We start from the raw sequence: 21,470 nt of genomic DNA, 5'->3' as shown, positions 1-21,470 counted from the left end.
ACGATGGAGATTTCGGCTCGTCTAGAGATGATTCGCGAGCGCATGGCCGGAGCCTGCCGGCGTGTCGGCCGCGAAATCGACTCGGTCAGGCTCGTCGCCGTTGCCAAGACCCGCACCCCTGACGAGATTCGCCTCGCCGTCGAAGCGGGTGTCCGCATCATTGGCGAGAATCGCGTCCAGGAGGCAGAGCGGAAGCAACCTGAGCTCGAGAATCTCGAGTGGCACCTGGTCGGACACCTTCAAAAGAACAAGGTGAAGAAAGCGATCGAGCTCTTCGAGTTGATTCATTCGGTGGACAGTGTCGATCTGGCGAGGCGAGTCGACCGGCTCGCGTCCGAGATGGCGAGGATCCAACGCGTACTCCTGCAAGTCGATCTCGCGGGTGAGACCACGAAGTACGGATTGGCGGAGAGCGAGGTCATTGGCGCCCTGGAGAGCTTCAAGGAGTTCTCCCATCTCAAGGTGGAAGGGCTCATGGTCCTCCCTCCGTTCCACGAGGATCCGCAAGACGCGCGGCCCTACTTTCGGCGCCTCCGGGTTCTCGGGGAACGAGCGCAAAGAGACGACTTGATCCCCTCGCTCGAGCTCTCGATGGGGATGAGCCACGATTTCGAGGTCGCCATCGAAGAGGGCTCCACGTACATCCGAATCGGCACCGCGCTATTCGGTGAAAGGCGATCGCGAGAAACCACTTCCGCCCTCGTTTGATAAAAGAACAACCAAAGGAGCGATCTGGATGAAGCTTACCCCCCTCGACATCCAAAGACACGAGTTCCAGCGGCGAACCTTTCGCGGCCTCGACGCCGACGAAGTGCGTGCCTTCCTCAACGGCGTTTCCGAGGAGATGGGGCGTCTTCGCTCCGACAACGAAAAGCTCGGCGAAGAAGTTCGACGTTTGAACGTCCTTCTCGGCGAGCACCACCAGCGCGAGGAGATCCTGAAGAATACTCTCGTCGCCGCACAGCGAACATCCGAGGAGCTCAAGGAGACCGCGAAAAAGCAATCGCAGATGCTGCTTCGAGAGGCGGAGCTAGCCGCCGATCGGCTCGTCGAGGCCGCACAGTCTCGGGCTCACGACATCGAGAAGGACATACTCGAGCTCAAAGTGCAGAAGCGGCAGGTGCTGAACTCGATCCTCGGCGCGATCGCGAACCTCAGAAATCTCATTCAACTCATGAGCGAGAGCGAGGCCGATCGAGAGAAGCTGTCGTTCCTCAAACGACGCGCCGACAGCGCCGAATAACTAGAACAGAACGCTCTCCTCGTCCACCACGACGGTCCAGGAGTAGAGCCTTCCCGGGGCCCACTCCGCCGACAGCTGGTAGGAGACCTGAATTCGCGTGTTCCAAGGCTGTCGAGTAACCTTGATCATTTCTCGGGAGATGGGAAGCGAGAGCGCGCTCGCTCTCGCCAGGACCTCGTTCTGTACCGTCGAAGGGTCCTTGTCCCTCGAGAACTTCGCCGCTTCCACCACCGCATCGTGAAACTCGAACTGCGCGAGGAGCAGCGGACCGAACTGCTTCGCCTCGTACACCAGGAAGACGGCGATGAGAATCGTGAAGAGCAAGCTCAGATTCGACCCCCCGCGATCATTCCGGACCTTTCTCATAGGCATGTCTCCTTGTGAGAAGCTCAATGCACCAGGTGAAAGAATCGATCCCAGCGTGTGTGGGTCACGAAGTACGGAATCACGGAAAGGACCTCGATGATGCGGTCCAAGCCTTCTTTGAAATAGGCGTCGCGGCCGTCGGGAGCATCATAGGACCAGTAGATCATCAGGGCGCGACCCTTCAGCAGCTCGGCCGGCAGGGTTCCCCAGAAGCGGCTGTCGTGACTGTTGTCGCGATTGTCCCCCATGACGAAATAGTGGCCCTGGGGAACCAGCATTTCCGGCATGCTGTCCCGTCTCGAGTCGGCGAAGGAGCCCAGCTCGGGATTTCCCGGCGGCTCATTGAAGAATACATAAGGCTCGTCCAGCGGCACGCCGTCGATGAAGACCTGTTTGTTCTTGATCGCGATGCGCTCTCCCGGCAGCGCGATCACCCTCTTGATGAAATCGCGCTCCGGCTCGGCAGGGAACTTGAACACCACCACGTCCTGCCGCTTGACCTCGCGCACCGGTGCCATCACCGTCTCCAGCGCCGTGGCGGTGGGTGCGTAGAGCATTTTGTTCACGATCAAGTGATCTCCGATGAGGAGATTCTCTTCCATCGATCCCGTCGGAATCTTGAAGGCTTGAAAAACGAAAGTTCGGATGAAGAGCGCTAGGATTACGGCGACACAGATCGACTCGAAATACTCGCGGAGAGTAGACTTCTCGCTTTTCTTGGCGTCGTCCCTCTTGTTCCTCCCCACCACGTTTTGCCCGGCTAAGATCTCCCTAAACCATTGAACCTAGCAAAGAACCACCGTGTCGTCAATTCTCGGGCGCTTTCCATAGTACCTCGGCCCAGGTGCGAACCGCGGACTCGAATCCCACGGTGACGGCGCGCGCCACCAAATCGTGACCCACGTTGATGCGACCGAGCCCAGGGACGTCCAGGAGGTGCCGGACGTTCCGGAGCGTGATTCCGTGGCGGATGGATACGTGAAGCTCGAGCTTCGCGGCGAGCCGGGCGGAGTCACGAAGCTTTTGCAGCTCGTGCTCGACGGCTTCGCGATCGCGCGCGAGCCCCATCGAATCGCTCGCTGCGGTAAACGCGGTGGCGGACAGCTCCACCCCCAGCGCTCCAACCTGGTGTGCCGCCTTGACTTGTTCGATCGAAGGGTCGATGAAGATCACGGGAAACATCGTGCCCTCACGAATCTCCCGCACGCGTTCGCGAAGTTGTGGCGCGTTCAAAATCACGTCGAGCCCGCCCCCCCCGGCCGTCTCCAGCCTTTCGGGGACGAACGTGATCCGATCGGGTTTGGCGGTCAGGGCGAAATGGATCATTTCTTGGGTCGGGGCAAGCACCAGATTGAGCTCGACTCCGAGAGCGTCCCGAAGCAGGTGAACGTCGCGCTCCTGAACGTAGCGGCGATCGCCTCGGAGCTGCACGTTCACCGCCGTCGCACCCGCTTGTTCGGCGAGAAATCCGCAAAACACCGGGTCGGGGGTTCGCGATTTTCGAGACTCCCGGAGTACGGCAACTTCATCCAGAGTTACTCCGAGCTCGATCACGCCGGTTCTCCGATCGACGCTTCTACCGCGGTGGAGAGGCGCGCGGCGATGTCTTCGATCTCGTTTCTCTCGGGTCCCTCGACCATGATCCGTAACAGCGGTTCCGTTCCCGAGTACCGGACGAGGATTCGTCCCCGGCCCTCGAGCATTCGTTCCGCCCCGAGAATCGCTTCGGCTATCTCCGGGACGTCCCGAACGTCGGGCCGCTGGGACACTCGGACGCTCGTCAGGACTTGCGGAAACGGCTCGAGACGGCCGACCTCATCCAACCCCTTCCCCTCGAGCGCCAGTACCCGCAAGACCTGAAGTAAGGTCAAGAGCCCGTCTCCCGTCGAAGCGAACTCGGCATAGATGATATGCCCCGACTGCTCGCCCCCGAGAACGATGTTTCTTTCTTTCATTTCACGGGAGACGAACTTGTCGCCAACTTGTGTGCGGTGAAGACGGATGCCTTCGTGCTCCAGAGCAACCTCGAGAGCCATGTTGCTCATCACCGTGGCCACGACACCATCGCCCAAAAGCCGCCCTTCTTTCTTTAGCCTTCGTGCCGACGCCAGCAGAATGGCATCCCCGTCGACGAGCCGGCCGGTCTTGTCGCAAAGGAGCAACCGGTCACCGTCCCCATCGAGCGCCGCTCCGAGGGAGAGTCCCTCCTCGACGACCTTCCTGCAGAGGCCCTCGAGGTGAGTCGAGCCGCACTCTCGGTTGATGTTCTGGCCATTGGGCTCGGCCGCCAGTATACGAGGAGCGAGTCCGAGCCTACCGAGAAGTTCTGGCCCGACCCGGTAGCCGGCGCCGTGGGCGCAATCGAGCACGAGGGGGAGCGATTGTGGCTGCACTCCTCCGAGAGCGCCGATGAGATGATCGACGTAGAGCGACGCGAAACGAGGCTCCGGCGGGCGCGGGCTCCCCGGTTCTTGGGGAACGGGCCGGCCACGGCGAACGTCCTCTTCGATCGCCTTCTCGATCTCATCGTCGAGTTTGTGCCCACTCGCCATCAGGATCTTGATGCCGTTGTCCCGATAGGGATTATGGGATGCGGAGATGACCACGCCGGCGTCGAACCCGAGCCTTTGCGTGAGAAAGGCGATCGCGGGGGTCGTAAGGACACCGGCGGACTCCACGACGGCCCCATCGGCCACCAGGCCTCCGGTGAGCCAGCGCTCGAGGTCGGGACCGCTCGCCCGAGTGTCCCTCCCGATGAGCACCCGGGGCGAGGACGGCAGGTTTCGAGCGAGCGCAATCCCCACGCGGGTCACCGTTTCTCGGTCGAGAGGAGGTGAGTAGGCCACGCCACGAATTCCATCGGTGCCGAACAAGCTCATCCTCGACCCATCTCTCTCCCGCAACATCCCGTCTTCCGCTTACGGGATTCTGACGGTTATCTCCTCGGGCTTGATCCCAATCACCTCGACCTGCGTCATGTAGGCGGAACGCGCCCTTACGATGGGAGCCAAGCTGTGGCGCCCGCTGGACAGTCCACCCAGAGGCACCGTCGCCACCAGGTCTTCGGTTGAAAGCGCTTCGACGAGGCTCCTCGGTCCCTCGACGATGACGCGCAGGGTCTTCGGATCGAGCCGCGCCGAGCTCGATTCCGGGTCTCCCACGACGACGACCCCGCTGATCTCCCTTCGGATCCGCTCCTCGCCCACCTGGAGGGTGATTTCCACCGTTGTGTCCCGGTCGATCCGCACTAGCGGGTCGAGCTCCACGCGAACGGCGCGCGAGTAGGGCTCTCGCAGTCCTTCGGCGGAGATCGGCTCGGTGGTCACCTGCTCGAGGCCTTTCAAACGCGATGCCGGCCCGACCACGGTGATTTGACGCGGCGTGAGCTCGATATCGAGCAACTCGAATCCGGTCGCCGGTGAACCCAGCACGCGGGGAATCACCTCCACGGCCCGCCCGAGCGTGCGGTCGAGCTCGAGCTTGATGCTCGTCGGGGTGACCCGCATCACGCGGGCTCCAAACGGCACTTTGACATTCTCGGGAGTGAGGTAGGCGATGCGCTCGCCCGGTTCTGCATCCGACAGATCGACGGTGACGACGATGTCGGACGTGGTCAGCCGCCTCAAGAGCTCGGCAGATCCCCGAAGACGAACCTCGACTTGCTGCGCCGATTCCTCGACCACCTCGAGCCCCTCGGGCACACCACGTAGCTCGAGCGGAAGGGTGAAGGCGAACTCGGCCCCCTGCTCTCGGGCAACGGCGTACCAAAGCGAGAATCCCAGCAGTAGGGCGAGGATCTTCAGACCGAGGTTGCCCGTCAAACGCGCCGTCATCCGACCGTACCCGTGCGGCTCGGTTCTTCACCGGCCCGGTCGGACCCCCTTTTCTCGAGGTCCTTTTCGGAAGCCTTCTCCGACTGCCCCAGGGCATCTCGAAGACGTTGGCGCAGTCCATCGGAATCGAGACCCTGAAAGAGGGCACCGTTCTCGACGAAGCTCACCACACCCGTCTCCTCCGACACGACGATCGCAACGGCGTCGGTGTCTTCCGTGATGCCCAGTGCGGCGCGATGCCGCGTTCCAAGGGCTCTCGACAGCTGGGGGTTGATCGAGATCGGGAGAAAACAGGCAGCGGCCGCGACCCGGTTGCCCTGCACGATCACCGCGCCATCGTGAAGCGGGGACTTGGGATTGAAGATGGAAAGCATCAGATCGTAAGTGACGACCGCATCGAGCAGTACGCCGCCCTCGATATAGCTTCTCAGACCGATGTCACGCTCGAGCACGACGATGCCCCCAATCCGACGCTGGGCCAGCGCAATCACTGAAAAGACGACCTCGTCGATCGTACCCTTGCTCGAAGTCGGATTGAGAAAGCGGAAGAGCGGAGCCTGGCCCAGTTGAGACAGCGCCTTGCGAAGCTCCTGCTGGTAGAGCACGATCACGGCGAAACCCACGTAAGCCAGCGAATTTCTGAGCAGCCAGTTTACCGTCGAAAGCTGCGCCCAGCGCGACACGAAGAAAAAGAGCACGAGAACCAGGGTGCCCACGACCATCTGGAAGGCGCGCCCGCCGCGGATGAGCTGGAACAGCTTGTAGAAGAGGTAGCTGACCAGGAGAATGTCGACGACACCCGTCCACGTCAGATCGCGCGCCAGATCCCAGAGAAACTCGGTGGCGGTGCTCATCGGCTCTCGCCCGAATCCGCCTTCTCGTTCCTGACGGCATCGGCCACGAGAAGAACGTCACGCATCTCGGCAACGTCGTGGACCCGCACCAAGTGGGTGCCGCGGAGCACCGCGCAGGCAACGCTCGAGGCGGTGGCGAAGAGCCTTTGCTCGGGCGGTCGCGAGAGAATGCGACCAAGAAAGCTCTTTCGCGAGGTTCCCACGAGAATGGGTTTGCCCAGACTAAGAAGCTCGGGAAGCCGGTTCAGCAGCATCAAGTTGTGCTCGAGAGACTTGCCGAATCCGATTCCGGGGTCGACCAGGATGGATTCGCTTCGGATCCCGGCGCGCTCCGCGAGTCGAACCTGGTCTCGAAGATGAGCCCGGACCTCGGCGACGACGTCGTCATACCTTGGCTGTTCCTGCATGGTCTTCGGGCGTCCCTTCATGTGCATGAGGACGACGCCCGCCCCGGACTCCGCCACGACGGACGCCATTCGCTCGTCGGCGCTCAGGGCGGAGACGTCGTTGATCACGTCGGCGCCGGCCACGAGAGCGCGCTTCGCCACGGCCGCTTTGCGCGTGTCCACCGAGAGTATGACTTCGGTCTCCCGGCGGAGCCTCTCGACGACGGGGATGACCCGGTCCAGCTCTTGGCTCTCGGACAGATCTTCGGCCCCCGGGCGCGTGGATTCGCCGCCGATGTCGATGATGTCCGCGCCCGCCTCCACCATCATCAGAGCCCTTTCCACCGCGGCGGACTCGTCGAGGACGCGGCTCGCGGAGTAGAAGGAGTCCGGGGTCACGTTTACGACCCCCATGAGCGCAGTCCTCTTGCCCAAGATCAGCGCTTTGTCCCTTGCGCGAAACGTCAGCCAACGCACTTGCGGTTGTTGGGGGGACGCAAGAAACGAAGCCCAGGCAAACCGGAAGGCTCTAGCTCTGCGTGACGCTTCCCGGATTCTGCAGAATAGGAGGTGTCAGGGGAGCTTTACGCTCCTTTTCTTCCTTCCCTTTGGGCTCCGGCTTCTCCGCTACCAGATCACGAGCCGTCGGCTCCTTTTCCTTGAGCGGCAGCCCCTCGATCAGCAACTTCACTTCCTCGGCGTCGAGGACCTCCCGTTCGAGGAGGGCCTCGGACACCCGCTCCAATATGGCCCGATTCTCCGTGAGGAGAGCCTTCGCCTTGGCGTAGCTCTGCTCCACGATGCGCTTGACCTCCTGGTCGATCTTGATGGCGGTGTCCTCGCTGTAGTCCTGGTGACGAGCGATGTCGCGTCCGAGGAAAACCTGCTCCTCACGTCTGCCGAACGTGAGAGGTCCCATCTTCTCGCTCATGCCCCACTCACAGACCATCTTGCGCGCCAGCTCCGTCGCCTTCTCCAGATCGTCGTGGGCACCGGTGGTCATCTGTCCGAGCACCATCTCTTCGGCGATCCGGCCGCCCATCTTGACGGCGATCATGGCCTCCACGTACTCCTTGTCGTGGCTGTGGCGATCGGTTTCGGGCAAAAGCATGGTCACGCCCATGGCCATTCCCCTGGGGATGATCGTGACCTTGTGGATCGGGTCCGCCTTGTCGATGAATGCGGCGACCAGAGCGTGACCCGCCTCGTGATAGGCGGTCGTTTTCTTCTCCTCGTCGCTCATGATCATCGAGCGCCTTTCGGCGCCCATGAGCACTTTGTCCTTGGCCTCCTCGAAGTCGTCCATCATGACGACTTTTTGCCCCCGCCGCGCCGCGTTCAACGCGGCTTCGTTGACGAGATTTGCCAGATCAGCGCCGGAGAACCCCGGCGTCCCGCGCGCCAGGATCGTGAGGTTGACATCGTTCGCGAGCGGGATGCGGCTCGTGTGGACCTTCAGGACACCCTCGCGTCCCAGAACGTCGGGGAGCGATACCACGACGCGCCGGTCGAACCGTCCGGGACGAAGGAGCGCCGGATCCAGGACGTCGGGCCGGTTCGTGGCGGCGATGAGAATCACGCCTTCGTTCGACTCGAAACCGTCCATCTCCACGAGCAGCTGATTCAAGGTCTGCTCCCGCTCGTCGTGACCCCCACCGAGACCGGCGCCGCGATGGCGGCCTACCGCGTCGATCTCGTCGATGAAAATGATGCAAGGAGCGTTCTTCTTGCCCTGCTCGAAAAGATCGCGCACGCGGCTCGCGCCCACTCCCACGAACATCTCCACGAAGTCAGAGCCGCTGATGGAGAAGAAAGGGACGTTGGCTTCGCCGGAGATGGCGCGCGCGAGCAGCGTCTTGCCGGTTCCCGGAGGACCCATGAGCAGGACGCCTTTGGGAATCCGCCCCCCGAGCTTCTGGAACTTCTGGGGCTCTCGGAGAAAGTCGATGATCTCCTGGAGCTCCTCCTTCGCTTCATCGACGCCGGCGACGTCCTTGAACGTCACTTTTTTCTGCTGGCTGCTGCTCAGCTTGGCCATGCTCTTTCCAAACGACAGGGCGCGGTTGCCCGAACCTTGCATCTGTCTCATGAAGAAGATGAGAAAAGCGATCATGATGACGATGGGCGTCCAGCTGATGATATGGCCAATCCAAGAGGAGCTGTTGGCGTCCCTGGCCCTGACTTCGACCCCTTTGTCCAGCATCGTGTTCACGAGGTTGTCCACCTGGGGTGGCGCAAACGTCCGAATCGACTGGCCGTTCTTGAACTCGCCGACGATCTGGCTGCCCGCTCCCGTGCCGGTGATGGTGACCTTGGCGACGTGACCGCGCTCGAGCTGTGCCATGAAGTCGCTGAAGCTGAGCTCGCGCTCGTTCTTCTGGATTCGGGAAGAGACGCTCCAGAAGAGAAAGATGACGAGGGCAGCAACCATCCAGAACATCAAGTTCTTCATGTGAGAGTTCAAAGTTGCCTCCGATCTGGAATTCTACCTTGATTGCCGCATCATTCCGAGAAAAGGCGTCCCCCGAAAATGCTCGTTGAACCCGAGCCCATAGCCGGCGGCGAAGCCTTCCTCGGTGAGCTCGAAGCATACATAATCCACCGGACTGTCCACTTTGCGGTGGTTCTCACGATTGATGAGAGCCGCAACCCTCAGGGTCCGTGGCCTCCAGGTCTCCTCGATTTGGCCCCTGATGAAAGACAACGTAACCCCCGTGTCCACCACGCCCTGGATGAGCAGCACGTCGCGGCCTCCGAAATCGCTCGCCGAGCCGAAAGCGATGTCGACACGCCTCGGGCTCTGGGTATCCACCTTCAGGAAATCGCAGGTAAGCGAGCGGCGAATGTGCCGGATGAGGTCCGCCATGAACACCAACGAGTTGGGCAGAACGCCGACGCAGGCGATGTTGCCCTCGGAGAAATCCTCGGTGATCGTGCGTCCGAGCTCGTGGACGCGGGAGCGAATCGCGCCCTCATCGAAGAGCACCGTCAATTCTCCCTCGGTCGTCATCCGCCGACCCAACCGAGCTCGAGCTGTCTCACTCCCGAGCGCAAACGGGAAGACTCCGAAACCCCATGGCCGACTACCCAGAGGATCTCCCCGCCCCGGGCGCGGGCGACCAGCGGGACGGCCCATCTTTTCTCGCTAGGCACTTTCCGTTCCATTAGATATCGCGTGAGAGGTTTGGAACCGCTCGCGCCCAAGGGCCGAAAACGGTCTCCTCGCCGCGCGCTCCTGACCATCAACTCGGGAAACTCTCCCGCGAGAGCCAGGACCACCGAGTCTCCCGAAGCCTTCGGCTCCGTGATTTCTTCGGTCGCTCCGCTTCTCCTCCATGCCGCCGTCAGCGTCCCTCCCCTCTCCCGGATGAGAAGCTTGGCAGGGATGGGCAAGCGGTACTCGAAGCCATTATAGCCATGTTTCGAGCGGTTGCGCTCGATTCGTCCTGGTTCGCAGGTCATGATCAGCCGATCGAAGGAGCGCCGGACCAACACTCCGGGCAGGTGGAGCTCCCGGCCACTCTTGCCGTCGGCGAGAAGCGAGAGTACCTGATCGACGTGGGCCCGACCCACGTTCCTGAGGTGCCCTCGGACCCGAGAGAGGGCCTGTCGCACGATGCGGCGCTTCATCGCGTCGGAGTGGTGGGCAAGCGGGCTCACGTCCAGCACGAGGGCACCGTCGTCCGTTTCTCGGGCCAACTCCCCGAGTGCATCGGCTGTCAATCGCTCCATCCACCCCTCATCATCCTGAAGGAGGGCGGCGGCGCCGGCGAGGGCTTCCACGACTCGTGGGTTGAAATGGCGCCGAAGCTCGGGCAACAACATGTGGCGCACGCGGTTTCGCGCAAAACGGAGATCCTGGTTGGAAGAATCCTGTCGGTACGTCAGGCCGCGGTCGTGCAGAAATTCCTCGACATCGCTTCGTCTCGCTTCGAGGAGCGGCCGAATGATCAAGCCATCTACCTTAGGGTACGCCGCTGCGAGACCCCGTGTTCCCGACCCTCTGAGCAACCGGAGCAGGAATGTTTCTGCCTGGTCGTCCATCGTGTGGCCGACGGCAATGCGTGTGCACCGGAGCCGGGCGGCGGACCGTTTGAAGAAACGATAACGGGCCTGATGCCCTTCGTCCTCGATCGAGCGGCGGTTTTTTCTTGCCTCGAGCAACAAGTCGAGCCGGTCGGAAACGAAGGGGACACCGAGCCTTTGGGCGAGGGCGGATGCGAAAATCTCGTCTTGGTCGGCGTCGGAGCGCAAACCGTGGTTCAAGTGGGCGACGGCGAGAGGATGGCCCAGCTCGGCCATCACCTGGGCGAGTGCCACGGAATCGGCTCCTCCGGATACGCCCACGAGGACGCGCTCCCCGGGGGAGACCATTTCGTATCGCTCGATGGTGGCCGAGACCCTTCGAACCAGCATCGCTCGAGGGTTGGGCCTCCAGCGGGGCAGGCTTTTAAACAACTGGAGAAATCGTCCTAACTGTAATATGATACGAGAGTTCCGAGATCCTGTCAAGAAAGGACGCTGATTTCTCGCGTCGACCGCGCGCCATGGAAAAACAGTGTGTTCGCTGCCAGGTGACCTCGGAAGAGCGTCGCCTGAGAAAATGCGTCATTTGCTTCCGGTACTACTGCGACGAGTGTTTGGTGGACCGCGGCGGTCGCACGTTTTGCTCGAAACAGTGCGCGGATTTCTTCTTCTTCGGCGACGAAGAGGATTGAGCGGCGCAAAGTAAGGAGTCCTCGTGGAAACAAGCGCCCTGGTAACGATGTTCGTCATCGTCGGCGGTATCTGGGGTGGATTCGCCTACTTCCTCTATCAGAACGTGAAACGGGAACGGGACCAGCCCTGACGTGAACGTCGCCGTCATCGGGGCTGGGGCCTGGGGGACGGCACTTTCGAGACTCCTGTGCCTCAAGGGGCACCGTGTCACCATGTGGTGCCGCGAGGAGGACGTTCGGCTCTCGCTTCACGAGACGCGGGTGAACGAGCGCTTCCTACCCGGGGTTCGACTGCCGCAAGAGCTCGCGGTGACGGGAGACTTGGGGCGGGCGGCGGCACTGGCCGAAGCCCTGGTGCTCGCGGTTCCATCTCAGTTTCTCCGCGGAGTGCTTCAGGGCCTCGTCGGCCACGTGCGGCCCGGCCAAAGATTCGTAAGCGCGACCAAAGGTCTCGAGGAATCGACGCTGCGGCGCATGAGCGAGGTCGTGACCGAGGTCTTTCCCTTCGCGCCGGACGTCACCGTCCTGTCCGGGCCAACGTTCGCGTCGGAGGTTGCCCGAGACGAACCGACGGCGCTGGTGGCCGCGAGCTCTAGCGAAGAAGCGGCACAGCTTGTCCAGAGCAGCTTCTCGATGGCCAGTTTTCGCATCTATACGAGCGGCGATATCATCGGCGTGGAGCTCGGAGGGGCGGTCAAGAACGTCATCGCGCTCGCTGCGGGTGTGGCCCGTGGTCTCGGGCTCGGCCACAACCCCATCGCCGCCATCATGACCCGAGGTCTCGCCGAGATCGCCCGGCTGACGGAGGCCATGGGCGGACGTCGCGACACCCTGGCGGGACTGGCAGGGATGGGCGATCTGGTGCTGACCTGCACCGGCCACCTTTCCCGCAACCGACACGTGGGCGTCGAGCTTGGCCGTGGCAAATCGATTCAGGAGGTGACCGCCAGCATGGTACAGGTCGCCGAGGGTGTCAGAACCACCCACGCGACGGTTGCCCTGGCTCGGCGACACGATGTCGAAATGCCCATCGCTTTTCAAATGGAACGACTGCTGCGCGGGGAGACCTGTCCGAAAGCCGTCGTCGAAGAGCTCATGGCTCGGCCGCTGAAGGCGGAGTCCTGACGGACGAGGCACGCCCCTCAGTCGTAGCGAAGGATTTGGTAGAGCGTCGTTCGCTGGGCGGGTCGAAAACCGGCCTCCCGAATCAACGTCTTGACCTCTTCGGTCGACGTCTGATTCACGAAACCCGTGGCAGCGTGGACGTTCTCCTCGAATAGAGTGCCGCCGAAATCGTCCGCTCCCCAATGAAGAGCCACTTGGCCGGTTTTCTTCCCCTCGGAGAACCAGGATGCTTGGATGTGATCGAAGTTATCCAGGTAGAGCCTTGCCGCCGCGAGGATGCGCAGGTATCGGTTCGGGCCCGCGTGGCGCGGTATCTTGTTTACCAGGGGAGTATTTCCCGGCTTGAAGCTCCAGGGAACGAAGGCGGTGAACCCGGAGAACTCGTCCTGGAGGCGGCGGATGCTCTCGAAGTGCTCCACGATGTCCTCTTCGGTCTCGACATGTCCGTACATCATCGTCGCGGTGGATCGAAACCCGATCGCATGGGCTTCGCGATGGACGTCGAGCCAGCCGGCGGTGAGTCCTTTCTTGTGCGAGATCTTGCGCCGGACGCGCTCCGACAGGATCTCGGCTCCGCCGCCAGGGATCGTGGTTTGGCCCGCCTGTTTCAGACGAAGGAGCACTTCCCGAACCGTGAGCCGGGACACGGCGGCCATTCCCTCGATCTCGACCGCCGACCAGAAGTGAGGGGTCACGTCGGGGAAACGCGCCCGCACGGTTCGCACCATGTCGATGTAATAGTCGAGAGGCAGTTCAGAGTTCACGCCCCCCTGCATCAAAACCGTCGTGACGCCACGCTCGACCGAGCGTGCGATGCGCTCCATCATCTCGTCGATCGAGTGCGTGTACGCCTCGGGGTGCTCCGGGGGCCGATAGAAAGCGCAGAACGTGCAATCGACGTTACAGACGTTGGTGTAGTTCGGGTTCGTGTCCACGACGTAGGTGACGACCGGTTCGGGATGGCGGCGGTTCCGCACTTCCATCGAGAGCTGCCCGAGGTCGAGAATGGAGGCCTCACGCAGGAGAAACAGCCCGTCCTCGGGGGCGAGTCGCTCGCCGTCGCGAACTTTCGTACGAATGGTCTCGATGTTCACGGTCAGATCGGCTCGAGCATGCGATGCTGGAGCACGAGTCGCCGAAACTCCGCGAGCCCCTGCATCTCCGCCTCTCCGAGGCGGTAATGGAAGTTGCGGAGGTACTTGGAGAGGTCCTCGGGTCTTCCGAGCGCCGGCGCGAATCGAGCCGCGATCTCCTCGATTTGCGACATTCCCGCATCGAACGACCGCTCGAGAAGCTCGGCGAAGCCCCGTTTCACGTCGATGGGTAGGGAGCGACGGATGGCCCAGAGGGCGAAGACGAACGGAAGCCCCTTCCACGCCCACCATTCGGATGCCAGATCATAGCGGTGAGGAAAGCCAGGTCTCGGTCGCACCTTCTCTCCCAAAGCTTCGTTGCCGATGATGAGAAACGCGTCGGCGGTCTCCCTCAGCCCGCGAACGTACTGCTTGGGCCGGGCGCGGTGCCGGACTTCGAGCAGGAGGCGAAGCAGGCGCACCGAGGTCGAGGTCTCTTCGGTGATCCCGATCGTCGCCCCGGAAAGGGCCTCGAAGGGTCTCTTGCTCGCGAGCACGATGCTGTGGACTTCTTCGCGGTTGGCTACGCCGAGCTGGGCGATGGGCTCGTAGCGTTCCTCGCAGACGAGATAATCCGCGGTGGCGAGGATCCCCGCGTCGATCTCCCCCTTCATTGCCATTAGCCCGAGCTCGCGCGGCGGGGTGGGGATCAGTCGATGCTCGCCCAGAAGCGGATAGAACGGCTGGCTGTTCAGGTACGAAATCTGCCCGACTAGCAGTCTCATGCCGGATGAGCCGCCGTTCCGGCGGTCAATGGTATACGCGGATGACGTTATAGAGCGCATCTCGCTCGACCGGAGTCTTGCCGGACTCCCGGATCATCCCGAGAAGCCGGTCACGCGCCAACCCGACCGCACTCTTCGCCTGCGCGTAATGGGCGATGCGCTCCTCGCCGATGGTTCCGTCGAGATCGCTCGCCCCGAAGTTGAGCGCCACCGAAGCCGTGTCTTCGCCGAGCATGACCCAGTAGGACTTGATGTGATCGAAGTTGTCGAGGAGGAGCCGTGCGGTCGCCACCGTGCGTAGGTCTTCGATGGCAGAAGCCTGTCGCTCGGCGAGCCCGGTGTTCCCCGGCTGGAGCGCCAGCGGGATGAAGGACAGAAATCCGGGCTCTTCCTCCTGGGCTCGTCTCAGGCGCAGCATGTGATCGATCCGCTCCTCATACGTCTCGATGTGACCGTAGAGCAGCGTTGCATTCGAAGGAATTCCCATCCGGTGGGCGATCCGATGGACCTCGAACCAGCGGTCCGCTCCGATCTTGTTCTTGAAAGTCTCACGCCGCACCCGTTCGGAGAAGACCTCGGCTCCTCCGCCCGGCAGGGACCTCAAGCCCTTCTCCTTCATCCTCTCGATCACCTCTTCGAGGCTCATCCTGCCGATTCGGGCGAACCAGTCGATCTCCACCGCGGTCCAGGCCTTGATTTGGAGACTCGGGTAGGACTGATGGATCGCCTCGAGGATTCCCAGGTAGTCCTCGAAACGCCATTTGGGGTGGAGCCCACCCACGATGTGTACTTCCGTAATCTCCTCGTCGAGCTTTCTTAGGATCTCGTCGATGCTCATCTCGTATGCATGGGGGTCGCCCGGCTTGGCGGCGAAATCACAGAACGTACAGTCCAGAACGCAGAGGTTCGTCGGATTGATTTGGCGGTTCATTACGAAGAAGACGTTCTCGCCGGTCTTCGATTGCTTCACGTGATCGGCCATCTTTCCGAGGGCGGTCAGATCCCAGGTCTGTAACAACGTGAGGCCGTCTTGCTTGTCGAGGCGTCGCGAGCCGAGCAGTTTTTCCCAGATGGGTACAAGCTTCTCGTCGCGGAAGGTGATGTCGGTCGCGCTTAAAGTCATTTTATTCGCACTTCGTGCTCACATCTCACGTCTTCGAAGGAGCCCGATGGACGCGGACGATTGCCGAAATTGTTACACATCGGCTCGATGGACGCTATAGCTCGTCGGACCGCCAGCCCCCTTCGACGGGAACGCCGACCAGAGGGAGAACCTTGTCCACGAATCCGGAGACGACTTCGTCCATCGATCGAGGGTTCCGGTACCAGGGCGGGGAGACCGGCATCACGATCGCACCGTCTCTCGAAAGCTTCCATGCATTCTCGAGCATCTGGGTCGACAGCGGGGTCTCGCGAATCCCCACCACGAGTCGGATCCGCTCCTTGAGCGCCACCTGGGCAGCCCGGGTGATCAGCGTGTCGGCGATTCCATTCGCGATTTTCCCGAGAGTCGACACGCTGCAGGGCAGAAGGACGAGGGCATCGTAGCGATTGGATCCCGACGCAAAGGGGGCGGACAGGTCGTCGTCGGCGAAAACCGCCTTTGCGTGAGCTCTGAGGTCGTCGACACCGAGGCCGAGCTCGTGCTCGAGAACCTGGGCACCCCACTTCGAAACGACGAGATATTTGTCACCGGGACAGCGCTGGAGGAACTTGACACCATAGATTATTCCGGATGAACCACTTAGCCCAACCAAGATCCGCATCTGAGGCCTACATCTGTGTCCCGGCGACCACCAGGCCGAGGACGACGAAACCTACGATCGCGTTCACTTTGAAGAAGGCGAGGTCCACATCGCCCGCTTTTTGGTGCTCGACGAGCAAGAGTGCTCCGACCAGGGCGAGGAGGAGAAGCGACACGACCCCCTCGAGCGCGCGAACGTAGAGGGTGACGAGCAAGCCGAACGCGAGGAGGTGCAACCCGAGCGAGACCCGAAGGGCCGCCTCGCGACCGAGACGGGCGGGAAGGGAATGCAAGCCGTAGCTGCGATCAAAATCGATGTCGAGCGTTGCGTAGATGATGTCGAACCCCGAAACCCAGAAGAAAGTGAAGAAGCAGAGGAGCAACGCATTTTCGAAATCCGTAAACTCGAGTTTCACCGCGAACCACGCCCCCAAAGGACCCATCGCGAGCGCCGCGCCCACTCCGAGGTGTGCCCACATGGTGAGCCGTTTCAGGAGTGGGTACAGAATGAACAACGCGAGTGGAATGGGTGAGAGCCAGAGGCAAAGCGGCGAGATGGCCAGCGCTGCCAGGAGGAAAACGACCACTCCCAGGCCGGTTACCAGCCAAGCCTCGGCGACGGACATGATGCCCGAGGGAAGCTCGCGTCCTCGGGTGCGGGGGTTGTCGCGGTCGATCTTGCGGTCCAGCAAGCGGTTGAAGCCCAGTGCCGCCGTTCTCGCCCCCGTGCCGGCCACAAGAATCAGGAGAAGGACGCGAAGGGTCAGCTCGTCTCGAGCGAGGAGCGCCCCGCTCACGAGCAGGGGCAGCGAGAACACGGTATGCTCGATCTTGACGAATCGTCCGTACTTGAGCGCGCTCGCAAACGCCATGTTGCCCCTCGGAAGTCTACTAAAAACCCCTTTGACGCCGGAAGCAATGCCGAATAGAATCGCGCCCCGGTTGTTGTCCCGGCTCCTGCTCGAAAGTGGAATGAATCAATGAATCGATGTTATCCTCGGTCGTTTTCGAGATGGAGGCAATTGTCGCGAAAGCGGCAGCACCGGTCGAAATAACGAGATCGATCCCCGATGGAGGTGGACATCCAATCATGAAGAAGAAAAAGAAGAAGAAAGCCAAGGCGAGGAAAAAGACTGTCAAGAAAAAGGCTGTCAAGCGGAAGGCCTCGAAGAAATCGAAGAAAAAGGCCAAGAAGGCCAAGCGGAAAGTAGCCCGAAAGAAGGCCTCCAAGAAGCAAGCGAGCAAGAAGAAGGCCGCTAAGAAGGCCAAGAAGAAGGCAAAGGCCGCCAAGAAGAAGGCCGTGAAGAAGGCTGCCAAGAAGGCCTCGAAGAAGGCTGCGCCGAGCAAGCCTCCGGCGTCGGCCCCCAAGGCAGCGCCCAAGCCCGCTCCGTCGCCGACGGCGCAGCCGGCCGTGGAGAGTCCGGCCCCTTGGGAACGGGAGTCGACTGGCCTGGGCTGGGGCGCCGACGAGCCCGCGAGTGAGGGATTTCAGGATAGCGAAGGAGGTGGGAACGACGGAGACGACGACGATTCCTACTCGGGAGGGGTGGACCCTTTCTGATTTCCGGCGGTCAAATCTGACTTCGGTCTACCGGCCGCTTGCTGGTTCCCCTCTCGAGTTCGGGGTCTGGGTTCGCGGGCTTCCCTCGGCGTGCGACGAGGCCGACCGATCCATCGGGAACGTCAGTCATCGAGGCGAAAATGGCCCCCTTCGGCAAAATGCTTCATGTCGCACGTGGGACACTCGACGAACTCACGCCCTGCCGAGCGTTCGATGAGCCCGGAAGCATCCTCGGCATCGATAGGATGACCACAGGTGCAGTAGAGCACCCCTCCTTCGAGAAAGACGTCGTCCTCAACCTCCAGCTCGTCGCTCATGGTCGTGCTCCTTCGGTTGCTATCGAATGGAAATGTCGGTGATTATAGCACTTCCTCCGCGGACGAGTGCGTTTCGAATGTGTGATAGGATGAGCCGCCTCCTTGGTGCCGAGAATCCGGAAGAAAGATGAAAGCAAGAAATGTCGCTCTGTCGTCGTTGGTCGCTTGTGCCCTGATCTTCTCGAGCTCCTGTGGCGGGCCCGATATCGGAGTCACGAGCGACGAGATTTTGATTGGCACGTGGGCGCCCATGACCGGTCCCGCATCCAACCTCTCGACTATCGCCCGCGCGATGGATGCCTATTTCACCTACATCAACGAAGAAGAGGGTGGTATCCACGAACGTAACCTCCGCCTGATCATCAAGGACGATGGCTACGATCCAGCAAGAACGCCATCGGTCGTCGAGGAGCTCGTCGACGGTGATCGAGTCTTTGCCATACTCGGCGGCAACGGCACCGCCAACTGCCTCGCCGTCAAAGACTATCTCACCCTCAAGCTCATTCCCTGGGTGAATCCCGGCTCGGGAGCGCGCATCTGGACGTCACCGGTGAACGCTTACGTCTTCTCCACGTTTCCGGCTTACGTCACCGAAGGGCGGATTCTCGCCAAGTACGCGGCCGAGGAGCTGACCGCCAAGAAGTTCGGTCTGCTGTACCAGGACGACACCTTCGGTCGTGAGGGCCAGGAGGGGGTCCGCCTCGGACTTCGTAATACCGACAAGGAAATCGTTGTCTCCGAGCCCTACCAGGTCGGCGCCGAGGACTTGTCGGGTGTCGCGCAGAAGTTCAAGGACGCCGAGGTCGATTTGATCTTCGTGTGGACGATTGCCGAAGGAGCCGCGGCGCTCGTGAAGGCACTCGACGCGATCGAGGGGTATCAACCCCAAATCGTAGCGAGTCAGATTCTCTCCGATCCGGTGATGTTCGAGCTCGCGGGGCCCAGCTGGGAAGGCGCCATCGTGGCCTCCAGCGTCCCCGAGCCGGGCTCTAATGAGCCCGGGGTGGCGCGGGCCCGGGAAATCATCCAGAAGTACGGGCAGGGCATCCAATTCGGAACCTACGCGATGTGGGGTCTCTCGCGGGCAGAAGTGCTCGTCGAGGGATTGCGACGAGCGGGCCCGGATCTCACCCGTCTCAAATTGATCCAGTCCCTCGAGAGCATCCACGACTGGAGCGACAATTTCCTCGGGACTCCGATCAGCTTCGATACGGAGAACCACCAGGGTTTGAACACCGTTCAACTGAGCAAAGCGGAAGGCGGAACGCTCGTCTCCCTGTCGGATTGGCTGGAGTCGTGAATCAGGAAAACTGAATTCCGACTGGGAATACTGAATCGCCAATTCAATTTCTTGACCTTCCTCCGAACTGCCCATTAGAATTCGCCGGGGCTCCTCGCGATGAAGTTTGGCCGAACGGTCCGCAAACTGCGAGAGGAAAAGAACATCAGCATCGCGAAGTTCGCGAAGAAGGTTGGTATCAGTCCAAGCTATCTCGCCCCGATCGAGAGAGACGTCTTCCCCCCTCCGGCAGAGTCCAAAGTCGTTCGAATCGCGAGAGCACTCGACCGGGACCCCGACGAATTTCTCTCGCTCGCCGGCCGGATCGGCAGCGACATTCGTCGCATCATCCATCGTCAACCTGGCCGGGTCGCTCGTCTGCTCCGGGCGATCGACGGACTGCCGGTGAAGGACATCGACAAACTGGTCGAAAGCGCCCTGAAGAAGAACCGCCGAACCGGGAGGGCGCGGAGAACGTAAGATCCATCAAGTCATGAGGAGCTGAGCGCCGGCATTACAATAGCGTTCCATGGGTGCACCCACCGGTAGCTTCCCCGACCTCAGGGTCGTCTCCATCCAGGACTTGCTCCGGCACGAGGACGTCGATCTAGAGCGCGTCGCCCGTCTCCTCGATCGCCTTTCGGCCGACGGGGTGTTGAGAAACCCGCCCGTCGTCGCGAGATTGCGGCAGAGCCAGAAGTTTCTGTTGCTCGATGGCGCCAATCGCGTCTCCGCGCTCGAGAACCTCGAGATCCCTCATCTCCTGGTTCAAGTCGAGGATTTCGACGACCCTGCGCTCGAGGTCCGCCACTGGAATCACGTCGTACGCGACATCGAGGCCCGCACGCTCACGAGAAAGGTCCACGACATTCCCGGCATCGTGGCCCGGGGCGGGGAGCCCCGTCGAGACGGCCCCGACTATCTCGCAACGATCTCGACCGGTGAAACTGCCTCGACACATCTCTACGGCGGCGAGGGGATCGGTGAGCGAGTCTTCTACTGGCGTTCGATCGTCGAGGTCTATCACCGAGGCGACGCGCGCATGGACCGTGTCAGCCACGACGACATCGAGACGCTGCGATCGCACCATCCGCACTTCGGAGCGCTGGTTTCCTTCCCCGATTTCCGCAAGGAGGAGATCCGAACGATCGCCGAGGCCGGTGAGCGGCTTCCGTCGGGAGTCACGCGCATCCTCGTGCCGCGAAGAGTACTCGGGTTCAACCTGCGCCTGCCGCTTCTCAAATCGAGCCTGCCCCTCGAGGAGAAGAGACGTTGGCTCGCGGAGGAGATTCAGCACAAGGTCACGGAGCACAAGGTCCGCTACTACCAGGAGCCCACTTTCGTCTTCGATGACTGAGCGGTTGCAGCATTGAGGTAAACGCGGACCCCATGCTACGATTCCGCTTATGTCGGGTCATTCCAAATGGCATTCGATCAAGCACAAGAAGGCGGCGGCCGACGCCAAGCGCGGCAAGGCTTTCACCGCCATCATCAAGGAGATCACCGTTGCCGCACGCATCGGCGGAGGGGATCCGAGCTTCAATCCTCGGCTCCGGCTCGCCGTCGACAAAGCCAAAGCGGAGAACATGCCCAAGGACAACATCGAGCGAGCGATCAAGAAAGGCACGGGGGAGCTCGAGGGTTACAGCCTGGAAGAGGTCCAGTACGAAGGCTATGGTCCCGGGGGGGTCGCCGTTCTCATCGAGGCGACCACCGACAACCGCAATCGCACCGTGGGTGAGGTTCGCCACCTCTTCTCCAAATACGGCGGCAACCTGGGTGAGTCCGGCTCGGTGAACTGGCTCTTCGAGAAGAAAGGCTATCTCGTCGTCGAGCGCACCGACATCGATGAGGAAGCCCTTCTGGAAACAGTCCTCGAAGCCGGAGGGGACGACGTCAAAGAGGACGGGTCGAGCTGGGAGATCTATACGTCTCCCGATTCCTTCGAGGCCGTCCGGGAGGCCCTCAAGAGCAAGCACATTCGCATAGCTGCCGAGGAGCTCTCCATGGTCCCGAAATCGAGCGTGAAGCTGGAGGGCCGGCAGGCACAGCAGATGCTCAAGCTCATGGACGCGCTCGAGGAGCACGACGACCTGACCCAAGTCTGGGCGAACTTCGACATCGAGGAAGCAGAGATCGAAGCCGCCCTGTCGAGCTGAATTGAGGATTCTCGGGATCGACCCCGG

25 protein-coding genes are annotated in these 21,470 nt (G+C 61.6%); 9 read left to right on the top strand and 16 right to left on the bottom strand.

The features are described from left to right. Nucleotides 1-3: 3 nt before the first annotated feature. Both VEK15_09150 and VEK15_09145 read left to right on the top strand, forming a co-directional pair. Nucleotides 4-708 (top strand): YggS family pyridoxal phosphate-dependent enzyme, encoded by a 705-nt coding sequence (locus VEK15_09150; GenBank protein HXV60849.1) that lies wholly within the window; start codon nt 4-6, stop codon nt 706-708. A 28-nt stretch (nt 709-736) separates the two neighbouring features. Further along, complete coding sequence (locus VEK15_09145) at nt 737-1,243, top strand: DivIVA domain-containing protein (protein ID HXV60848.1); 507 nt, start codon at nt 737-739, stop codon at nt 1,241-1,243. Here the strand turns inward: VEK15_09145 and VEK15_09140 are convergent, their stop codons facing one another. The 10 genes from VEK15_09140 to tilS all read right to left on the bottom strand — a co-directional run bounded on the left by VEK15_09140 (nt 1,244) and on the right by tilS (nt 11,098). After that, nucleotides 1,244-1,609 (bottom strand): hypothetical protein, encoded by a 366-nt coding sequence (locus tag VEK15_09140; protein ID HXV60847.1) that lies wholly within the window; start codon nt 1,607-1,609, stop codon nt 1,244-1,246. Between the two features lie 23 nt (nt 1,610-1,632). After that, a complete protein-coding gene (lepB, locus tag VEK15_09135; GenBank protein ID HXV60846.1) occupies nt 1,633-2,358 on the bottom strand; it encodes a signal peptidase I in 726 nt (241 codons plus the stop codon). Between the two features lie 58 nt (nt 2,359-2,416). Beyond that, entirely contained in the window at nt 2,417-3,163 is a 747-nt protein-coding gene (locus tag VEK15_09130) for a pyridoxine 5'-phosphate synthase (protein HXV60845.1), read from the bottom strand. Beyond that, nucleotides 3,160-4,488, bottom strand: a complete 1,329-nt coding sequence (gene glmM / locus VEK15_09125) for a phosphoglucosamine mutase (GenBank protein HXV60844.1) — start codon at nt 4,486-4,488, stop codon at nt 3,160-3,162. The genes VEK15_09130 and glmM overlap by 4 nt, the downstream gene beginning before the upstream one ends. Before the next feature lie 39 nt (nt 4,489-4,527). Then, on the bottom strand, nt 4,528-5,442 hold the full coding sequence (locus VEK15_09120) for a CdaR family protein (protein ID HXV60843.1): 915 nt from the start codon (nt 5,440-5,442) through the stop codon (nt 4,528-4,530). Continuing rightward, nucleotides 5,439-6,296: a diadenylate cyclase CdaA gene (cdaA, locus tag VEK15_09115; GenBank protein ID HXV60842.1), complete on the bottom strand. Its 858-nt coding sequence runs from the start codon at nt 6,294-6,296 to the stop codon at nt 5,439-5,441. The genes VEK15_09120 and cdaA overlap by 4 nt, the downstream gene beginning before the upstream one ends. After that, a complete protein-coding gene (folP, locus tag VEK15_09110) occupies nt 6,293-7,096 on the bottom strand; it encodes a dihydropteroate synthase (GenBank protein ID HXV60841.1) in 804 nt (267 codons plus the stop codon). The genes cdaA and folP overlap by 4 nt, the downstream gene beginning before the upstream one ends. 115 nt (nt 7,097-7,211) lie before the next feature. Then, the gene (gene ftsH / locus VEK15_09105; protein HXV60840.1) at nt 7,212-9,134 is read right to left on the bottom strand and encodes an ATP-dependent zinc metalloprotease FtsH; all 1,923 of its coding nucleotides are present in this window, start codon (nt 9,132-9,134) and stop codon (nt 7,212-7,214) included. Nucleotides 9,135-9,167: 33 nt separating this feature from the next. Continuing rightward, nucleotides 9,168-9,692: a phosphoribosyltransferase family protein gene (locus VEK15_09100; GenBank protein ID HXV60839.1), complete on the bottom strand. Its 525-nt coding sequence runs from the start codon at nt 9,690-9,692 to the stop codon at nt 9,168-9,170. After that, nucleotides 9,689-11,098 carry a tRNA lysidine(34) synthetase TilS gene (tilS, locus tag VEK15_09095; protein ID HXV60838.1) on the bottom strand — a complete coding sequence of 470 codons (1,410 nt, stop codon included), beginning with the start codon at nt 11,096-11,098 and terminating at the stop codon, nt 9,689-9,691. The genes VEK15_09100 and tilS overlap by 4 nt, the downstream gene beginning before the upstream one ends. Before the next feature lie 325 nt (nt 11,099-11,423). Here tilS and VEK15_09090 point away from each other — a divergent pair, with 325 nt between their 5' ends. After that, complete coding sequence (locus VEK15_09090; GenBank protein HXV60837.1) at nt 11,424-11,531, top strand: MetS family NSS transporter small subunit; 108 nt, start codon at nt 11,424-11,426, stop codon at nt 11,529-11,531. Nucleotide 11,532: 1 nt separating this feature from the next. After that, entirely contained in the window at nt 11,533-12,525 is a 993-nt protein-coding gene (locus tag VEK15_09085; GenBank protein ID HXV60836.1) for an NAD(P)H-dependent glycerol-3-phosphate dehydrogenase, read from the top strand. A 17-nt stretch (nt 12,526-12,542) separates the two neighbouring features. Here VEK15_09085 and mqnC read toward each other — a convergent pair whose 3' ends face one another. The 5 genes from mqnC to VEK15_09060 all read right to left on the bottom strand — a co-directional run bounded on the left by mqnC (nt 12,543) and on the right by VEK15_09060 (nt 16,999). Beyond that, a complete protein-coding gene (gene mqnC / locus VEK15_09080) occupies nt 12,543-13,619 on the bottom strand; it encodes a cyclic dehypoxanthinyl futalosine synthase (GenBank protein ID HXV60835.1) in 1,077 nt (358 codons plus the stop codon). A gap of 2 nt (nt 13,620-13,621) precedes the next feature. Then, a complete protein-coding gene (locus tag VEK15_09075) occupies nt 13,622-14,383 on the bottom strand; it encodes a menaquinone biosynthesis protein (GenBank protein HXV60834.1) in 762 nt (253 codons plus the stop codon). Nucleotides 14,384-14,408: 25 nt separating this feature from the next. Next, the gene (gene mqnE / locus VEK15_09070) at nt 14,409-15,506 is read right to left on the bottom strand and encodes an aminofutalosine synthase MqnE (GenBank protein ID HXV60833.1); all 1,098 of its coding nucleotides are present in this window, start codon (nt 15,504-15,506) and stop codon (nt 14,409-14,411) included. A gap of 94 nt (nt 15,507-15,600) precedes the next feature. Further along, entirely contained in the window at nt 15,601-16,149 is a 549-nt protein-coding gene (locus tag VEK15_09065; protein HXV60832.1) for a UbiX family flavin prenyltransferase, read from the bottom strand. 7 nt (nt 16,150-16,156) lie between these two features. Further along, nucleotides 16,157-16,999: a 4-hydroxybenzoate octaprenyltransferase gene (locus VEK15_09060; protein HXV60831.1), complete on the bottom strand. Its 843-nt coding sequence runs from the start codon at nt 16,997-16,999 to the stop codon at nt 16,157-16,159. Between the two features lie 218 nt (nt 17,000-17,217). On the opposite strand from VEK15_09060, the gene VEK15_09055 reads away from it, so the two are divergent. Next, nucleotides 17,218-17,688, top strand: a complete 471-nt coding sequence (locus VEK15_09055; protein ID HXV60830.1) for a hypothetical protein — start codon at nt 17,218-17,220, stop codon at nt 17,686-17,688. A gap of 122 nt (nt 17,689-17,810) precedes the next feature. On the opposite strand, the gene VEK15_09050 is transcribed toward VEK15_09055, so the two are convergent. Continuing rightward, nucleotides 17,811-18,005, bottom strand: coding sequence for a hypothetical protein (locus VEK15_09050; GenBank protein ID HXV60829.1), 195 nt, complete (start codon nt 18,003-18,005; stop codon nt 17,811-17,813). Nucleotides 18,006-18,132: 127 nt separating this feature from the next. On the opposite strand from VEK15_09050, the gene VEK15_09045 reads away from it, so the two are divergent. The 4 genes from VEK15_09045 (at nt 18,133) to VEK15_09030 (ending at nt 21,443) form a co-directional block, all read left to right on the top strand. Continuing rightward, nucleotides 18,133-19,305: an ABC transporter substrate-binding protein gene (locus tag VEK15_09045; GenBank protein HXV60828.1), complete on the top strand. Its 1,173-nt coding sequence runs from the start codon at nt 18,133-18,135 to the stop codon at nt 19,303-19,305. Nucleotides 19,306-19,404: 99 nt separating this feature from the next. Continuing rightward, a complete protein-coding gene (locus VEK15_09040) occupies nt 19,405-19,764 on the top strand; it encodes a helix-turn-helix domain-containing protein (GenBank protein HXV60827.1) in 360 nt (119 codons plus the stop codon). 49 nt (nt 19,765-19,813) lie between these two features. Then, nucleotides 19,814-20,641 carry a hypothetical protein gene (locus VEK15_09035; protein HXV60826.1) on the top strand — a complete coding sequence of 276 codons (828 nt, stop codon included), beginning with the start codon at nt 19,814-19,816 and terminating at the stop codon, nt 20,639-20,641. Nucleotides 20,642-20,690: 49 nt separating this feature from the next. Further along, nucleotides 20,691-21,443, top strand: a complete 753-nt coding sequence (locus VEK15_09030) for a YebC/PmpR family DNA-binding transcriptional regulator (protein ID HXV60825.1) — start codon at nt 20,691-20,693, stop codon at nt 21,441-21,443. Nucleotides 21,444-21,470: the final 27 nt, after the last annotated feature.

This window comes from Vicinamibacteria bacterium (genome assembly GCA_035620555.1).
Classification (GTDB): Bacteria; Acidobacteriota; Vicinamibacteria; order Marinacidobacterales; family SMYC01; genus DASPGQ01.
The sequence above is the reverse complement of the archived record's forward strand: the minus strand, read 5'-3'. Positions and strand labels throughout refer to the sequence as shown.

Excerpts from the sequence above, each read along its gene's own strand:
- VEK15_09150 (HXV60849.1), top strand. The coding sequence starts at position 4 with ATGGAGATTTCGGCTCGTCTAGAGATGATTCGCGAGCGCATGGCCGGA.
- VEK15_09145 (HXV60848.1), top strand. The coding sequence starts at position 737 with ATGAAGCTTACCCCCCTCGACATCCAAAGACACGAGTTCCAGCGGCGA.
- VEK15_09140 (HXV60847.1), bottom strand. The coding sequence starts at position 1,609 with ATGAGAAAGGTCCGGAATGATCGCGGGGGGTCGAATCTGAGCTTGCTC.
- glmM (HXV60844.1), bottom strand. The coding sequence starts at position 4,488 with ATGAGCTTGTTCGGCACCGATGGAATTCGTGGCGTGGCCTACTCACCT.
- VEK15_09120 (HXV60843.1), bottom strand. The coding sequence starts at position 5,442 with ATGACGGCGCGTTTGACGGGCAACCTCGGTCTGAAGATCCTCGCCCTA.
- cdaA (HXV60842.1), bottom strand. The coding sequence starts at position 6,296 with ATGAGCACCGCCACCGAGTTTCTCTGGGATCTGGCGCGCGATCTGACG.
- folP (HXV60841.1), bottom strand. The coding sequence starts at position 7,096 with ATGGGGGTCGTAAACGTGACCCCGGACTCCTTCTACTCCGCGAGCCGC.
- ftsH (HXV60840.1), bottom strand. The coding sequence starts at position 9,134 with ATGAAGAACTTGATGTTCTGGATGGTTGCTGCCCTCGTCATCTTTCTC.
- VEK15_09100 (HXV60839.1), bottom strand. The coding sequence starts at position 9,692 with ATGACGACCGAGGGAGAATTGACGGTGCTCTTCGATGAGGGCGCGATT.
- tilS (HXV60838.1), bottom strand. The coding sequence starts at position 11,098 with ATGCTGGTTCGAAGGGTCTCGGCCACCATCGAGCGATACGAAATGGTC.
- VEK15_09075 (HXV60834.1), bottom strand. The coding sequence starts at position 14,383 with ATGAGACTGCTAGTCGGGCAGATTTCGTACCTGAACAGCCAGCCGTTC.
- mqnE (HXV60833.1), bottom strand. The coding sequence starts at position 15,506 with ATGACTTTAAGCGCGACCGACATCACCTTCCGCGACGAGAAGCTTGTA.
- VEK15_09065 (HXV60832.1), bottom strand. The coding sequence starts at position 16,149 with ATGCGGATCTTGGTTGGGCTAAGTGGTTCATCCGGAATAATCTATGGT.
- VEK15_09060 (HXV60831.1), bottom strand. The coding sequence starts at position 16,999 with ATGGCGTTTGCGAGCGCGCTCAAGTACGGACGATTCGTCAAGATCGAG.
- VEK15_09055 (HXV60830.1), top strand. The coding sequence starts at position 17,218 with ATGAAGAAGAAAAAGAAGAAGAAAGCCAAGGCGAGGAAAAAGACTGTC.
- VEK15_09050 (HXV60829.1), bottom strand. The coding sequence starts at position 18,005 with ATGAGCGACGAGCTGGAGGTTGAGGACGACGTCTTTCTCGAAGGAGGG.
- VEK15_09045 (HXV60828.1), top strand. The coding sequence starts at position 18,133 with ATGAAAGCAAGAAATGTCGCTCTGTCGTCGTTGGTCGCTTGTGCCCTG.
- VEK15_09040 (HXV60827.1), top strand. The coding sequence starts at position 19,405 with ATGAAGTTTGGCCGAACGGTCCGCAAACTGCGAGAGGAAAAGAACATC.
- VEK15_09035 (HXV60826.1), top strand. The coding sequence starts at position 19,814 with ATGGGTGCACCCACCGGTAGCTTCCCCGACCTCAGGGTCGTCTCCATC.
- VEK15_09030 (HXV60825.1), top strand. The coding sequence starts at position 20,691 with ATGTCGGGTCATTCCAAATGGCATTCGATCAAGCACAAGAAGGCGGCG.